This is a genomic window from Streptomyces bungoensis (assembly GCF_001514215.1).
Classification (GTDB): domain Bacteria; phylum Actinomycetota; class Actinomycetes; order Streptomycetales; family Streptomycetaceae; genus Streptomyces; species Streptomyces bungoensis.
The window spans coordinates 182,192-196,248 of the sequence record NZ_KQ948868.1 but is presented as its reverse complement, the minus strand read 5'-3'; the positions used below and the strand labels follow the sequence as shown (position 1 = coordinate 196,248).

The window sequence follows — 14,057 nt, the reverse complement described above, 5'->3', positions numbered from 1 at the left end:
ACCGGCTCCCTGCGCGGCATGTTCGACTTCCGCCACCCCAACGGCAAGCAGGTCCTGCTGAACACCGACGGCTCGGTCAAATCCGTCGGCCCCATCCGGCACGTAGCCTCGGTGGCCACGCGCATCACCCCCGGCGCGGAGATGGAGAACACCGCCGCTGAGACCTCGCGGAACCGGAACCTGCCGGCCGGCCTCGGGGCGGCCGCGCTGCTGGCGGCGGGCGTCACCGGCACGTACCTCACCGTGCGCCGCAGGCGGCGGGCCTGACCGGCACCGCCGCGCCCGAGTGCGCCCCCGGCCGGCATCCGGGGGCGCCGGGCACGCACACGGTCCCGTGCCGGCCGATGGTCAGGGAGTCGGCCTGAGCGTCAGCGGTACGTCAGAGCCCCGTCAGCCGGTCCTGGCACTGTCGTTCCCGTGAACGGCACGGGAGACCGGGCCGGACACGGGGAGAGGTGCCCGGAGCGGCTCATCGGGGACCACGAGCACGACTCGAGGTCGGGCCTTCACCGGCCCACGCAGGTTCAAATCCTGCCCTCTCCGCACCGAACGGACGCGCCCCGCGCCCAGCCGGCGGCGAAAACCGCTGGCCGGGCGCGGGGCGCGGTGCTGTGATGGCCCGATGCGACACGATCCGGCACGGGAACCGACCGTGGACCGAGGGCGGTACACGGACACGGTGACGCCCTGGGAGCAGGAGGACTGGCGGGCCGCGGTCCTCGTCTGGGTCGAGGACGCGCTCGCCGCACAGGGCCTGCGGACGACCGGCCGGCTGTGGGTGCGGCTGCGGCCGTGGTCGGTGCTGGTACGGGTGGCCGTGGCCGGGCGCGGGGCGGTCTGGTTCAAGGCGAACCCGCCGGCCAGCGGCTTCGAGGGAGCGCTGACCGCCGCGCTGGCCCGCTGGGTGCCGGGGCAGGTCCTGGCACCGCTCGCGGTCGACACAGACCGCCGCTGGCTGCTGCTGCCGGACGGGGGCGAGCTGTTCCGGGACGTTCTCGAACGGGAGCCCGTCGAGCCCCGTGCCTGGGAGAGCCTGCTCGACCAGTACGCGGCCCTGCAGCACGCCGTCACCGCGCACACCGCGGAGATCGGCCGGCTGGGCGTGCCGGGGGCGCGGACCCCGGAACTCCCGGACGTCTTCGAGGCGTTGCTCGGGGCGAGCCAGGCCCTGCGACCGGAGGACCGCGCACGCCTCGTACGGCTCCGGCCCCGTGTGGCGGACTGGTGCGCCGAACTCGCGGCCCTGGGCGTCGCGGACTCGCTGGACCACGCCGATCTGCACGAGGGCCAGTTGTTCCATCCGGCACCGAACCGGTTCACCTTCTTCGACTGGGGCGACGCCGTCGTCTCCCACCCGTTCTGCAGTCTGCGGGTCCCGGCCCGGAGGGCGGCCGACCGGTACGGGCCCGGGGTCCTGCCGCGGCTGCGCGACGCCTATCTGGAGCCGTGGACGGGAAGCGGCCGTACGCCCGTGGAACTCCGGCGCGCGGTGAGCCTGGCGTGGCGCCTGAGCGCCCTGGGCCGCGCCCGCGCCTGGGGCCGCCTGTTCCCGGCCGCGGCCGCGGCGACGCCCCTGGCCGGGCAGAGCGCGGCCTCGCTGCTGGAACTGCTGGAGGAACCTCCGCTGTAGCAGGACGGAGAGCATGCCGCCGAAATCCCCGGTCGGGTGGCACGTCACCCGGACGGCGCAGTCCCCGGTTCACGGCCGGCCCCGTCCGGGGCCGGACCGGTCTCGGCCTGTGCCGCCGTACACGGTGTGTGCGGGGTTGCGCGGGGCCGAGGGGGGTCGGGAGCCTGGGCGGGGGACGAGGAGGCGCGATGACCCCAGCAGCCCTGCATCCTGACGACCCGAACCGCCGGCGTTTCCTGGCGCTGTGCGCGGGCGCCGGTCTGGGCACGGCGGCCGCCTGTACGCCCGCGCCGCCGCACGGGCACGCCGGCCGCGGCCGGCAGCTCCTGCCCGAGGCCGAGCGGGACGCGCCGGGCACCGCCGACTGGCGGGTCCGCTCGGTGGGGGCGGCGGACGCGGTGGCCGGCTACACCGACCGGGTGAGCGTGGCTCCGGGCGAGCCGTGCGCCCTGCACGTGTCGACCACAGCCGGCTCGTTCCGTGTCTCGGCGTTCCGGGTGGGCTGGTACGGCGGCGCACAGGCCCGCCGTGTCTGGGCCTCGCCCCGCATACCCGGGCGGGCCCGGCCGGCCCCGCGCGTGCTGCCGGCCACCCGTACCGTGCGCGCCGACTGGCCCGTCACGCTGCCCCTGGACACCACCGGCTGGCCGGAGGGCGCCTACCTGCTGCGGCTGGAGTCGGACACCGGCCGGCAGCGGTACGTCCCGCTGGTCGTGCGCTCGGCCCGGGGCGCCGGCCGCACGGTGCTGCTGCACGCGCCGGCCACCTGGCAGGCGTACAACCGCTGGAGCGGCTACAGCCTCTACGCCGGCTCCTCCGGCGCGTACGCGACCCGGTCCCTGGCCGTCAGCTTCGACCGGCCCTACGACGGCAACGGCGCCGAGAAGTTCCTGGTCTACGAGCGGGCACTGGTGGTGCTGGCCGAGCGCCTGGGCATCCCGCTCGCGTACACCACCGGCGCCGACGTGCACCGGGACCCTTCGGTGCTGCGGGGCGCGCACGCCGTCGTCTGCCTGGGCCACGACGAGTACTGGACGCCCGAGCAGCGGGAGCACGTCACACGGGCCCGGGACGCGGGGACGAACGTCGCCTTCCTCGGCGCGAACACCTGCTTCCGGCGGATCCGGCTGGAGGACGGGGAGCACATCGGGGGCCGCACGGTGGTGTGCTACAAGACCTCCTACCGCGCCGATCCGGCCTACGCGACCGACCCGGCGCGGGTGACCACCGACTACCGGGAGCCGCCCGCCGCGGACCCGGAGTCCTCCCTCACCGGCGTGCTGTACGAGGGCTACCCCGTCGACGCCCCCTACGTCGTGCGGGCCGCGGACCACTGGCTGTACGACGGCACCGGCGTACGCCCCGGCGACTCCTTCGCCCACCTGGTCGGGGTCGAGTACGACCGCGTCACCCCGGCCTCCGCCACCCCGGGCCCCCTGCAGATCACCGCCCACTCCCCCGTCGTCTGCGCGGGCCGCCCCAGTCACAGCGACTCCGCGTACTACACGGCCTCCGGCGGCGCCGGTGTGTTCGCGACCGGCACCATGCGCTGGGTGGAGGGACTGCTGGCCGGCACGGGCGAGCTCGGCCGCGACCACGGCATGGACGCCCGGACCCGGGCGTTCGTCACCCGGACCACGGAGAACCTGCTGCGCACGTTCGCGCGGGGACCGGCGACCCGGCACGCCCCGCCGCCGCGCGCGGATGTGCAGGAGGTGTACGGCGGGGCAGCCGGCGCTTAGGGCAGCGGGGTGCCGCCGGTCGCGTTGAGGATCTCGCCGGTGATGAAGGTCGCCTGGTCGGAGGCGAGATAGACGTAGGCCGGGGCCAGTTCGGCGGGCTGGGCGGGGCGGCCGAGCGGGCTCTGCTTGCCGAACTCGGCGGTGTCGGGCATGGTCGCGGGGATCAGCGGCGTCCACACCGGGCCCGGTGCGACCGCGTTCACGCGGATGCCGCGCTCGGCGACCATCTGGGCCAGCCCGTGGGTGAAGGTGACGATGGCGCCCTTGGTCATCGCGTAGTCCAGCAGGTGCGGGCTGGGCTTGTAGGCCTGCACCGAGGTGGTGTTGATGACGCTGCCGCCGGCCGGCATGTGCGGGAGGGCGAACTTGGTCAGCCAGAACATGCCGTACAGGTTGGTGCGCAGCACCCGGTCGAACTGCTCGGTGCTGATCGCCTCGATGCCGTCGGGCTGGGACATCTGGTAGGCGGCGTTGTTGACGAGGACGTCGATGTGCCCGAACTCGCCGACCGCCCGCTCGATCAGGGAGCGGCAGTTGTCCTCGTCCCGGATGTCGCAGGAGACGGCGACCGCCTTGCGGCCGGCCTCCTCGACCAGCCGGGAGGTCTCGCGGGCCTCGTCCTCCTCCTCGGCGAGGTGGGCGAACAGCACGTCGGCGCCCTCGCGGGCGTAGGCGAGGGCCACGGCCCGGCCGATGCCCGAGTCCCCTCCCGTGATCACGGTCTTCATGCCGTCGAGGCGGCCGGCACCGCGGTAGGAGTCCTCGCCGTGGTCGGGCGGCGGGTCCATCGGGCCGGTCCAGCCCGGGTGCGGCTGGTCCTGGGAGGGGAAGTCGGGGCGGGCGTGCCGTGTGGTGGGGTCGGGCTGGGGGCTGTGCTGGTCCGTCACAGCGGCCTCCGTCGTCTCGGTCGGGTGGGACAGCCGACCGGGTGCCCGCCGGGGGCGGCCCGAAAAGCACGATCGCCCGCGCGGGCCCCGCGCCGCTCCGGTCAGGGCGCCGGAGCCTGGTGTGCCGAGGAGCGGAGCAGGTCCCTGCGGGCGTTGTTGCAGATCCGCAGCAGGTGCTTGGCCACGGCGCAGGGCGTGGCGTCGGCATGGCACTGGCGGCAGGTCCGCTGGTGCTGCTCGTAGGTGAGGCGCGCGTTCTGGTACGCGTCGTCGGCAGAGGACATGACCATCTCCGGGCAGGACGCGCCGCGGCGTGGCGGCGTCGGATTGATTGGCTGGTACACCCGGATCCAAGATGATCATGTTACTTGCGGTAGAGGAAGCCGGGCGTCGTGCACCGCCGCGACGCGGCGCGCGCGGAGGTCAGTGACCTCCCGACGGGCGGTCGCAGCCCGTCCCGTCGGGGTAGCCGCCGAAGGCGTCCGTCTCGGTCCGCGCACGGTTCATGTCACCCTCGACGCAGACGGGGTAGTCGTCGGCCTGGACGAGGAAGTCGACGCTCGTCGGGCCGTCCTGGGACGTCTCCACCTGTTCGGCCGGGTAGCCGAGGCCGAGCAGGGCCTCACGTACCTTGCCGGTGCTGAAGTCCCCGCGCCGGCGCAGCGGTTCGAGCGCCTTGCGCACGCGTCCGGCCTCCTCGAGGCCCTGGCAGCGGCGGTCGCCGTGCAGCGGGAAGGGAACCATGAAGCCGTGGTTCTCGGCGTAGTGGTCGTTCGGCGGTGCCGTGGGACTGGCGCTGGGCGCCGGCGCCTGCGGGGTGGGGGTGGTGCTCTCACCCGGGCACGGGCGGTCCACGGGCACGCTCGGCGACGCGGTGGCGCCGCGTGCGGCCGAGGCCGCGTTCCCCGCGGAGGCGCCGCCGGCCTGCTCCGTTCCGCACCCGGCCGCCAGCGCGGCCAGTAACAGCACAGGCAGCAGTGCGCGCCGGCCCGCCGTCGATCCGATCTTCGTCATGCGAGGATCCTGGCCGCTCCCGGGAGCCGGGGTCATGAGTACGCGTACTCATCCGGCGCCCGCGTCAGCGGGACGTCGGAGCGCTGTCAGCCGGTCCTGGCACTGTCGTTCTCGTGAACGGCACGGGAGACCGGGCCGGACACGGGGAGAGGTGCCCGGAGCGGCTCATCGGGGACCACGAGCACGACTCGAGGTCGGGCCTTCACCGGCCCACGCAGGTTCGAATCCTGCCCTCTCCGCACCGAACGCGCGTACGTGAAGGGGAAGCCACCCGCCGGTGGCTTCCCCGTCTCGTCGTGCGGTCAGGAGCGGCGTGCGCGGCTGGTGACGTACACCGTTCCGGCGCCCAGGAGCAGCACCAGTCCGGCTGCCCCGGCTATCAGGCCGACGGGCGCGCTCGCGCCCGTCTCCGCCAGCGGCGGCTTGCTTCCGCTGGGCGAGGGGCTCGGCGGCGCCGAGTGCATCGGCGGGACGTCCGGGGTGGTGGGCGGCGTCGTGGAGGGCTTCGGCGAGGCCGGCGGGGTGGAGTGCCCGGCGGGCGGCGTGCTGTGCGCCGGGGCCGTGGGCGTGGCGGGGGTGGACGGCGTCGACGGGGCCGGCTGCGACGGCGTCGGGCTGTCCGGGGTGGCCGGGGTGCAGGGCTTCTCGCCGCCGTTCCAGGCGGCGATCAGGTGGTACGGCGTGACGACGTTGTCAGGCTGGTACGGCGCCGGCCCGTGGCCCTCGCCCGTCTTGCCGTCGTAGGTGACGTCGTCGCCGTACAGGTCGATCTGGCCGTAGCAGTCGGGGGACTTCACGGCCAGCTTCTGCCAGGTGCGGCCGGAGTCGTCCTGGCCGGCGACGTCCTTGGCGGTGAGGTAGACCGTGGCCTTGTCCACCAGGGTCTGGTGGCCGGAGGTGTACCAGTTGGGGCCCTCGGTGGTGTACTCGGCCAGGGAGACGGGGTACGTGCAGCCGTCCCCGACGGTCTGCCCCGGGGCGAGCCGCACCTCGACGGTGCCGGGGACGGTGTCCCACTGGTGGAACCCGCCCTGCGAGGTCCAGTCGGCACCGACGGGCTTCCCGTCCTTGTCGACGAGGCGGTACTGGACCGTGGCGGACTGGCACCCTCCGTCCGGGGTGGCGCTCGCCGTGCCGGCCGCGAGCACCGGGGCGGCGGCAGCGGCGAGGACGGTCGCGGCGAGGACGGCGAGGGATCTGGCTGGTTGCGAGCGCGACAAAATGAGCCTCTGTTCAGGATTGTGGGAGGTGGCTCCTTCGCCCGTGCGAGGCACTGCGAAGGTAGACGAAGTGTTGTCACGTTTACAACTCCCGTCAATTCTCCATGAGTTCGCTACATGCGGAACACCGTCGACGCGCAGGTGCGGGACGCCGGGGCCGGCGTCCCGCACCTGTCGGTCCCGTGGGCGGCTACGGCGTGACGACCTTCCCGCCGAAGGTCACCACGAGCTTGCCGTCCGAGCCGAACGACCAGCCCAGCGCCCCCGAGTAGGAGGAGCAGCGCGATCCGTTCGCGTCGGTTCCGTACTTGATCGAAATTCAGTCACATGAACGGACGGTGTGGCGTCGCGCGGGGGCTCAGCGGCCGCCTCCGCTGAAGTTGCGCCACTCGGGTTCGACGCGCTTCCACTCCTCGTCCCATTCGGTCAGCCGCCGCCGGACGAGCGCGCCGCGGACCAGCCAGCCACCGGCCCAGACCGCCGTCCCGGTCACCTGGGCGACGAGGATGCCGGTCAGCACGGTCTGCAGCATGCCCTCGGCCCGGGAGGCGGGCGGCGGCACCGAACGGCCGGCGCGGTCCGCCCAGACCGTGACGCGGGTGCCCGCCGGGGCTCCCGGGAAGACCTTCGCCCGGTCCGTGTGCACCGAGCCGTCGGGGCCGGTCCAGCGCGCGACGGCCCACACCCGGCCGTCGTCGTAGCCGCTGCCGTCGGGCACGGTCCGCACGGCGGCGTCGGTGAGCACCGCGGACACGGCGTGCACCTGGGCCCGCCGGGCGGCGAGGCCCGCGTCCACGGAGTGCGCCGCCGCCCAGCCCGCGCAGGCGCCGCCGAGCACGGCGAGGATCCAGGTGGCGAGCACGACCCAGGCCTCGACGAGGTCGCTGGGCCGGCGCAGCGGGTTGCGCCGCCAGCGCCACAGCCGTACGCGGGTGACCGCGGTGGGAGGTGTCCGGGTCATCGGCCGTCGCCTCCTCTCGCCCGCCGGCGGCCGCACCCGGCGCGGGTGCGGGCCCGCTGCGTGCCCGGCGGGCCCGGATCGGGGCCCGCGCGACGGGGCGGACCGGACGGCGCGCGTGCGCCGCGCCCGCCGCCCGCCACGGGCCCGCGCGGGCGGGCGGCGAGCGGGTCCGGAGCGGGTGCGTGCACCCGGCCCGTGAGCGTCACGACACCATCCTGCACCCGGTGCCGCCCGGTTGCAGTACGGGAGCGAGCGGCGCGGGCGGAAGTGTGCATGCGGCATGCGGCGGCGGGTGCGCGGCTGCCGCGGGGCGGGAGGCGGGGGGGCGGCCGGGGCCGGTGCCCTGAGCGAGCGCCACGACCTGTTCCTGGCCGGGACCCTCCGGCCGGACGGGGACGGCGCGGTCCCCCGGGCGCTTGACCGTCCGGGCCCGCTTCCACGAGGACGGGTTCGGCGTGCTGGAGGTCCTGGCGCAGGCGCGGCGGCAGGCGGCCGGGAAGGAGCACATCGCGCGGTGCGCGTACGGCGAAGGCGCCCGGGCCGGCCGTGGAGGCCGGGCCGGACGCCTTGCGGGAGTGGATCAGACGAGGTCGAACCGGTCGAGGTTCATGACCTTGTCCCAGGCGGCGACGAAGTCCTTCACGAACTTCTCCTTCGCGTCGTCGGCCGCGTAGACCTCGGCGAGCGCGCGCAGTTCGGAGTTCGAGCCGAAGACCAGGTCGGCACGGCTGCCGGCCCACTTCACCTCGCCCGTGGCGGCGTCGCGGCCCTCGAACGCGGTCTGGTCCTCGGAGGTGGCCGACCACGTCGTGCCCAGGTCGAGCAGGTTGACGAAGAAGTCGTTCGTCAGCGAGCCCGGCGTGGAGGTGAAGACGCCCAGCTGCGTGCCCTGGTGGTTGGCGCCGAGGACGCGCAGGCCGCCGACGAGGACGGTCATCTCCGGGGCGCTCAGGGTGAGCAGGTTGGCACGGTCGAGCAGCAGGTGCTCGGCCGGCAGGCGGTTGCCCTTGCCGAGGTAGTTGCGGAAGCCGTCCGCGGTCGGCTCCAGCGCCTCGAAGGACTCGGCGTCGGTCTGCTCCTGGCTCGCGTCCACGCGGCCCGGGGTGAAGGGCACCCGGACCTCGAAGCCCGCCTCCTGTGCGGCCTTCTCCACGGCCGCGGCACCGCCGAGGACGATGAGGTCGGCGAGGGAGACCTTCTTGGCGCCGGCGGAGGCGTTGAACTCCTGCTGGACGCCCTCGAGCGTGCGCAGCACCTGAGCGAGTTGGTCGGGGTCGTTGACCTCCCAGCCGCGCTGCGGCTCGAGGCGGATGCGGGCGCCGTTCGCGCCGCCGCGCTTGTCGCTGCCGCGGAAGGTGGACGCGGACGCCCACGCGGTGGTGACGAGCTGGGACACGGTCAGGCCCGAGTCGAGCAGCTTGGCCTTCAGCGCCGCGATGTCCGCGTCGTCGATCAGCTCGCCCTCGCGCTGCGGCAGCGGGTCCTGCCACAGCAGCGTCTCCTCCGGGACCTCCGGGCCGAGGTAGAGCGACTTCGGGCCCATGTCACGGTGGGTCAGCTTGAACCAGGCGCGGGCGAAGGCGTCCGCGAACTCCTGCGGGTTCTCGTGGAAGCGGCGGGAGATCGGCTCGTAGACCGGGTCGAAGCGCAGCGCCAGGTCGGTCGTGAGCATGTTCGGGGCGATCTTCTTCGAGGCGTCGTGGGCGTGCGGGACGGTGCCCTCGCCCGCGCCGTCCTTCGGCTTCCACTGCTTGGCGCCGGCCGGGCTCTCGGTGAGCTCCCACTCGTAGCCGAACAGGACGTCGAAGAAGGTGTTGTCCCACTGGGTCGGCGTCGGGGTCCAGGTGACCTCCAGGCCGGAGGTGATGGTGTCGCCGCCCTTGCCGGTGCCGTAGCTGCTGCGCCAGCCGAGGCCCTGCTCCTCGAAGCCGGCGGCCTCCGGGTCGGGGCCGACGTGGTCGGCGGGGCCGGCGCCGTGGGTCTTGCCGAAGGTGTGGCCGCCGGCGATCAGGGCGACGGTCTCCTCGTCGTTCATCGCCATGCGGCGGAACGTCTCACGGATGTCGCGGGCCGCGGCGAGCGGGTCCGGGGTGCCGTTGGGGCCCTCGGGGTTGACGTAGATGAGGCCCATCTGGACGGCGCCGAGCGGGTTCTCCAGCTCGCGGTCGCCGGTGTAGCGCTTGTCGTCGAGCCAGGTGGTCTCGGGACCCCAGTAGACGTCCTCCTCCGGCTCCCACACGTCCGCGCGGCCGCCGCCGAAGCCGAAGGTCTCGAAGCCCATGGACTCCAGGGCCACGTTGCCCGCGAGGACCAGCAGGTCGGCCCAGGACAGGCTCTGGCCGTACTTCTTCTTGACCGGCCACAGCAGCCGGCGGGCCTTGTCCAGGTTGGCGTTGTCGGGCCAGCTGTTCAGCGGGGCGAAGCGCTGCTGGCCGGCGCCGGCGCCGCCCCGGCCGTCGCTGATGCGGTAGGTGCCCGCGCTGTGCCAGGCCATCCGGATGATGAAGGGGCCGTAGTTGCCGAAGTCGGCCGGCCACCAGTCCTGCGAGGTGGTCAGCGCCTCGGCGATGTCCCGCTTCACGGCCGGGAGGTCGAGCGACTTGAACGCCTCGGCGTAGTCGAAGTCCTCACCCAGCGGGTTGGCGACGGCGGGGTTCTTGGCAAGGATCTTCAGGTTGAGCCGTTCCGGCCACCACTGGCGGTTGCCGCCGCCCTGGGTCGGGTGCAGGGCGCGCCCGTGCGCGACGGGGCAGCCGCCGCTCGCCTCCTCCGACTGCGCGTCGGTGACGATCGCGTCGTGGTTCTCGGTCATGGGAATCCTCCGGACTGGACGGAACTCGGTGCTCAGGAACTACGTGCGGTGGAACAGTCGGGGCAGGTGCCCCAGTACACGACCTCGGCCTCGTCGATGGCGAAGCCCCGGTCGTCGGACGCGGTCAGGCAGGGCGCGTGGCCGACCGCGCAGTCGACGTCGGCGACGGCGCCGCACGAGCGGCACACGACGTGGTGGTGGTTGTCGCCCACGCGCCCCTCGAACCGGGCGGGGCTGCCGGCCGGCTCGATACGGCGTATGAGGCCCGCGGCGGTCAGCGCGTGCAGCGCCTCGTACACGGCTTGCAGGGAGATGTGCCCCACGCGGTCGCGGACCCCGGAGGCGACGGCCTCGACACCGAGGTGGTCACCGCTCCGGACGGTCTCCAGCAGCGCGACGCGTGCCGCCGTCACGCGCAGGCCGGCGCCGCGCAGCTCCTCGGCGGTCGTCGGAGTCTGGGATGCGGTCATGAGGCGAACCTACAGCCATAAACACGAAGGATTCAAGAAAACGAACGATACAATTTTGACCTCCTGCCGTTCGGCCCGTGTTCGCCGGTGCGTGGCCTTGGCCGAGCGCATCATCGGGCGCCGCCGCCCGGTCGGCGGCGCGCCGGGCGGCGGGTGGGGCGAACGGGTGAGCGGGTGAGAGGGGACGGACTTACGGGGCATACCCTCCCATTCCGGTGAGAAACCGAACCTGGCGCGTGAATGCCCGAGGGGGACGCAGGTGGAGCTGGACGCCGTCGCCGAGGAGCTGTACGGGTTGCGGCCCGAGGAGTTCGTCGCCGCTCGCGACCGGTTCGCCGCGCAGGCCCGTTCGTCCGGCGACCGGTCCCTCGCGAGGGAGATCGCCGCGTTGCGCCGGCCGAGTCTGGCCGCCTGGGTCAGCAACCTCCTCGTCCGCCGGCGGTCGGCGGAGGTGCGGCCGCTGCTCGCGCTCGGTGAGGAGCTGCGCCGGGCGCACCGTGAGCTGGACGGCTCCCAGTTGCGCCGGCTTGCGCGCCGGCAGAGCGAGGTGATCGGCGCCCTCGGCCGGCAGGCGCGGCGGCTGGCCGCCGAGGCCGGTCATCCGGTCGGCGAGGGCGTGCAGCGCGAGGTGGAGGAGACCCTGCACGCCGTGCTCGCGGACCCGGAGGCCGCCCGGGAGTGGGGGGCGGGGCGGTTGGTGAAGCCGCTCAGCGCGGCGATCGGGTTCCCGGCGGCCGACGAGGCCGCGGTCGCCCGCAGGCCCACTCCCCCGGCGTCTCGCGCCGATCCCTCCGTGCGCGAGGCCGAGCCCTCCGGGCCCGAGGAGGACGAGGAGCGGCGCCGTCGGCTCGCCGAGGCCCGCGAGCGGGCGCGCGAGGCCGAACGGGAACTGCGGGCCCGGCGGGGCGAGGCGACGGCCGCCGAGGCGGAGGAGGAGGAGGCCGCCCGGCGGGCGGCCGGGGCGGAGGAGCGGCTGGCGCGGCTGCGCGCGGAGCTGCAGCGCGCCCAGGAGGAACAACGGCAGGCCCGGACCGAGGAGCGGGACACCCGCGACAGGGCCCGCAAGGCCGCACAGGCCGTACGAGAGGCCGAGCGCCGGGCCCGGGACGCCGCGGCACGGGCCGAGGACGTGGCCTCCGGCAACGACTGACGACGCGCCGCGGCCCGGCCGGCCTCGCACGGGTGGAACCGCTCACTTCCGGCAGCCGTCGGCGGGCGGCGGTGCCGGGCGCCATCGGGCCGCCGGCCGACTCGCCACCGGCCGACGCATGGACACGGTCGTCGCCCGGCCGGAGGTGCGCGGGGGTGCCCGACGCCCCCTGCGGGCCGCGCGGAGCGAGGTCACTCGAAAGGGTGCACCCGGCCCGGGGTCCGTGGCATACGGCGGAGCCCGTCGTTCGCCAGCAGTGTGAAGTCGGCAACGTCACGTGAATGAGAGAGAGCGAACGGGCAAGGTTCCCCTTCATGCCCCACGCCAACCTTCTGCGGCAGGTGATCGGATGACCACGGCGACGCGCCGGGCGACCCGGGAGCCGGCTGCCCGGACCGACGCGGCCGCGGCCGGATCCTCCCCGCCGGCCGCCAGACCCTCCCTGCCGTCCCTCACCGGGCTGCGCTGGATGGCGGCGGTGCTGGTCTTCGGGCTGCACGTCAACAACTTCGGCTACTTCGGCGGCACCGCCGGGCACATCGTGACCTGGGCCTTCGGGGCGGGTGCCACGGGGGTGTCGTTCTTCTTCGTGCTGTCCGGTTTCGTGCTCACCTGGTCGGCGCGGCCCGGCGACCGCGCTCCGGCCTTCTGGCGGCGGCGGATCGCGCGGATCTACCCGGTGCACCTGGCCACCCTGGTCGTCGCGTTCCTCCTGGCGTTCACGCCGGCCCACCTGCCGAAGCCGACGGCCGGGCAGGCACTGGCCAACGTGCTGCTGCTGCACTCGTGGTGGCAGCCCTGGTGGCAGACCCTGGACCCGGTCAGCTGGTCGCTGGCCTGCGAGGCGTTCTTCTACGCCGCCTTCCCGCTGCTGTTCCTGCTGCTGCGCCGGCTCGGTGCGCGCGGCGCGACGGTGCTGGGCGTGCTGTCGGTGCTCGCGGTGCTGGTGCTGGCATGGGCGGACGCCCACCACTGGACGGGCGAGTCGCTCTACTCCTTCCCGGCGGCCCGGCTCCCGGAGTTCGTCCTCGGCGCCGTGACGGCCCGGCTGGTGCTGCTCGGCCGGTGGCGCGGGCCGGGTCTGGAGGCCTCGCTCGCGCTGGCGATCATCGGCTACTTCCTGGTGCCTCAGGTGACGCCCGGCTACCCCGCCACGGTGTGCACCCTCACCGGGTTCACGCTGCTGATTCCGGCGGCGGCCCTGGCGGACCTCAAGGGTCTGCCCTCGCTCTGGCGGCACCGACGGCTGGTGCGGCTGGGGGAACTGTCGTTCGCGTACTACATGATCCACCTGCTGGTGCTGCGCGCGGGCACCATCCTGCTGGGCACGAAGCCGCACTTCGGAGTGGTCGCGGGCCTCGCGGTCACAGCCGTCGCGTTCACGGTGTCCCTGGGTCTGTCCTGGGTGCTGTACGAGGCGGTGGAACGCCCGGCGCGACGCCTGCTGCTGCGTCGCCGTCGCCCGGGCACCCCGCCCGCCCCGCAGCGGGAGGCGGCTCCCCTGAGCCGGGAGGCTCCGGCTGCCCGCGACTGACGGCGGCGCCTCCCCGGCCCCGGCCGGACCGTGACCCCGGAAAAGATCGCCGATGTTTCCGGAGGCATGGTCCGGCCGCGAGAAGGAACCCGGTCCTTGCACACGCAAGTCCGGACGAGAGGTGTTCTTTCATGTCGCAGGTCGAGGAATCCGTGCGCGTCGGCGTTCCCGTGCGAACCGCTTACAACCAGTGGACGCAGTTCGAGACCTTCCCGAAGTTCATGGAGGGGGTGGAGCGCATCGAGCAGCGCTCGGACACCCTCACCCACTGGGTGACGAACGTCGGCGGGGTGCGGCGGGAGTTCGACGCGGCGATCACCGAGCAGCGGCCGGACGAGCGCGTCGCCTGGACCACCGTCGACGGTGAGGCCAAGCAGGCCGGTGTGGTCACCTTCCACCGGATCGACGACTCCACCACACAGGTCATGCTGCAGCTCGACTTCGAGCCCGAGGGCCTGGCGGAGACCGTCGGCGACAAGCTGGGCATCGTCAAGCGGCGGGTCTCCGGGGACCTGCAGCGGTTCAAGGAGTTCATCGAGGAGCGCGGCGGTCTGGAGACCGGCGCGTGGCGCGGTGAGGTCGGCGGGGCGCAGGGCGGCGGCCTGGCCTGAGCCGTTCCCCCGTCCGACCCGTCCCA

At 74.1% G+C, this 14,057-nt stretch carries 12 protein-coding genes, 2 tRNA genes and 1 pseudogene; 8 read left to right on the top strand and 7 right to left on the bottom strand.

The window, feature by feature from the left end:
* The 4 genes and pseudogenes from AQJ66_RS28980 to AQJ66_RS28970 form a co-directional block, all read left to right on the top strand.
* A pseudogene (locus AQJ66_RS28980) lies at positions 1-267 on the top strand (phospholipase); the annotation flags it as partial.
* 182 nt (positions 268-449) lie between these two features.
* Positions 450-543 (top strand) — tRNA-Arg (locus tag AQJ66_RS39085).
* 79 nt (positions 544-622) lie between these two features.
* Positions 623-1,630, top strand: coding sequence for an aminoglycoside phosphotransferase family protein (locus AQJ66_RS28975; protein ID WP_061927980.1), 1,008 nt, complete (start codon positions 623-625; stop codon positions 1,628-1,630).
* A gap of 188 nt (positions 1,631-1,818) precedes the next feature.
* Entirely contained in the window at positions 1,819-3,372 is a 1,554-nt protein-coding gene (locus AQJ66_RS28970; protein WP_244162966.1) for a N,N-dimethylformamidase beta subunit family domain-containing protein, read from the top strand.
* Here AQJ66_RS28970 and AQJ66_RS28965 read toward each other — a convergent pair.
* The 3 genes from AQJ66_RS28965 to AQJ66_RS40385 all read right to left on the bottom strand — a co-directional run bounded on the left by AQJ66_RS28965 (position 3,369) and on the right by AQJ66_RS40385 (position 5,273).
* The gene (locus tag AQJ66_RS28965; RefSeq protein WP_061927978.1) at positions 3,369-4,259 is read right to left on the bottom strand and encodes an SDR family oxidoreductase; all 891 of its coding nucleotides are present in this window, start codon (positions 4,257-4,259) and stop codon (positions 3,369-3,371) included. The two genes, AQJ66_RS28970 and AQJ66_RS28965, sit on opposite strands and share 4 nt — an antisense overlap.
* A gap of 101 nt (positions 4,260-4,360) precedes the next feature.
* Complete coding sequence (locus tag AQJ66_RS28960; protein WP_061928003.1) at positions 4,361-4,543, bottom strand: hypothetical protein; 183 nt, start codon at positions 4,541-4,543, stop codon at positions 4,361-4,363.
* Positions 4,544-4,682: 139 nt separating this feature from the next.
* Positions 4,683-5,273 carry a hypothetical protein gene (locus AQJ66_RS40385; RefSeq protein ID WP_244162965.1) on the bottom strand — a complete coding sequence of 197 codons (591 nt, stop codon included), beginning with the start codon at positions 5,271-5,273 and terminating at the stop codon, positions 4,683-4,685.
* Between the two features lie 145 nt (positions 5,274-5,418).
* Here AQJ66_RS40385 and AQJ66_RS39080 point away from each other — a divergent pair.
* A tRNA-Arg gene (locus AQJ66_RS39080) sits at positions 5,419-5,512 on the top strand.
* A 63-nt stretch (positions 5,513-5,575) separates the two neighbouring features.
* On the opposite strand, the gene AQJ66_RS28950 is transcribed toward AQJ66_RS39080, so the two are convergent.
* The 4 genes from AQJ66_RS28950 to AQJ66_RS28935 form a co-directional block, all read right to left on the bottom strand.
* A complete protein-coding gene (locus AQJ66_RS28950) occupies positions 5,576-6,493 on the bottom strand; it encodes a hypothetical protein (RefSeq protein WP_061927975.1) in 918 nt (305 codons plus the stop codon).
* A 358-nt stretch (positions 6,494-6,851) separates the two neighbouring features.
* Positions 6,852-7,454 (bottom strand): Rv1733c family protein, encoded by a 603-nt coding sequence (locus tag AQJ66_RS28945; RefSeq protein ID WP_061927973.1) that lies wholly within the window; start codon positions 7,452-7,454, stop codon positions 6,852-6,854.
* Between the two features lie 580 nt (positions 7,455-8,034).
* Positions 8,035-10,266: a catalase/peroxidase HPI gene (gene katG, locus AQJ66_RS28940; RefSeq protein ID WP_061927971.1), complete on the bottom strand. Its 2,232-nt coding sequence runs from the start codon at positions 10,264-10,266 to the stop codon at positions 8,035-8,037.
* Positions 10,267-10,298: 32 nt separating this feature from the next.
* Positions 10,299-10,736: a Fur family transcriptional regulator gene (locus tag AQJ66_RS28935; protein WP_061927969.1), complete on the bottom strand. Its 438-nt coding sequence runs from the start codon at positions 10,734-10,736 to the stop codon at positions 10,299-10,301.
* A gap of 259 nt (positions 10,737-10,995) precedes the next feature.
* Here AQJ66_RS28935 and AQJ66_RS28930 point away from each other — a divergent pair, with 259 nt between their 5' ends.
* The 3 genes from AQJ66_RS28930 to AQJ66_RS28920 all read left to right on the top strand — a co-directional run bounded on the left by AQJ66_RS28930 (position 10,996) and on the right by AQJ66_RS28920 (position 14,031).
* Complete coding sequence (locus tag AQJ66_RS28930) at positions 10,996-11,886, top strand: hypothetical protein (protein ID WP_061927967.1); 891 nt, start codon at positions 10,996-10,998, stop codon at positions 11,884-11,886.
* A 349-nt stretch (positions 11,887-12,235) separates the two neighbouring features.
* The gene (locus tag AQJ66_RS28925; protein WP_061927965.1) at positions 12,236-13,420 is read left to right on the top strand and encodes an acyltransferase family protein; all 1,185 of its coding nucleotides are present in this window, start codon (positions 12,236-12,238) and stop codon (positions 13,418-13,420) included.
* A gap of 131 nt (positions 13,421-13,551) precedes the next feature.
* Positions 13,552-14,031 carry an SRPBCC family protein gene (locus AQJ66_RS28920; RefSeq protein WP_061927963.1) on the top strand — a complete coding sequence of 160 codons (480 nt, stop codon included), beginning with the start codon at positions 13,552-13,554 and terminating at the stop codon, positions 14,029-14,031.
* Positions 14,032-14,057: the final 26 nt, after the last annotated feature.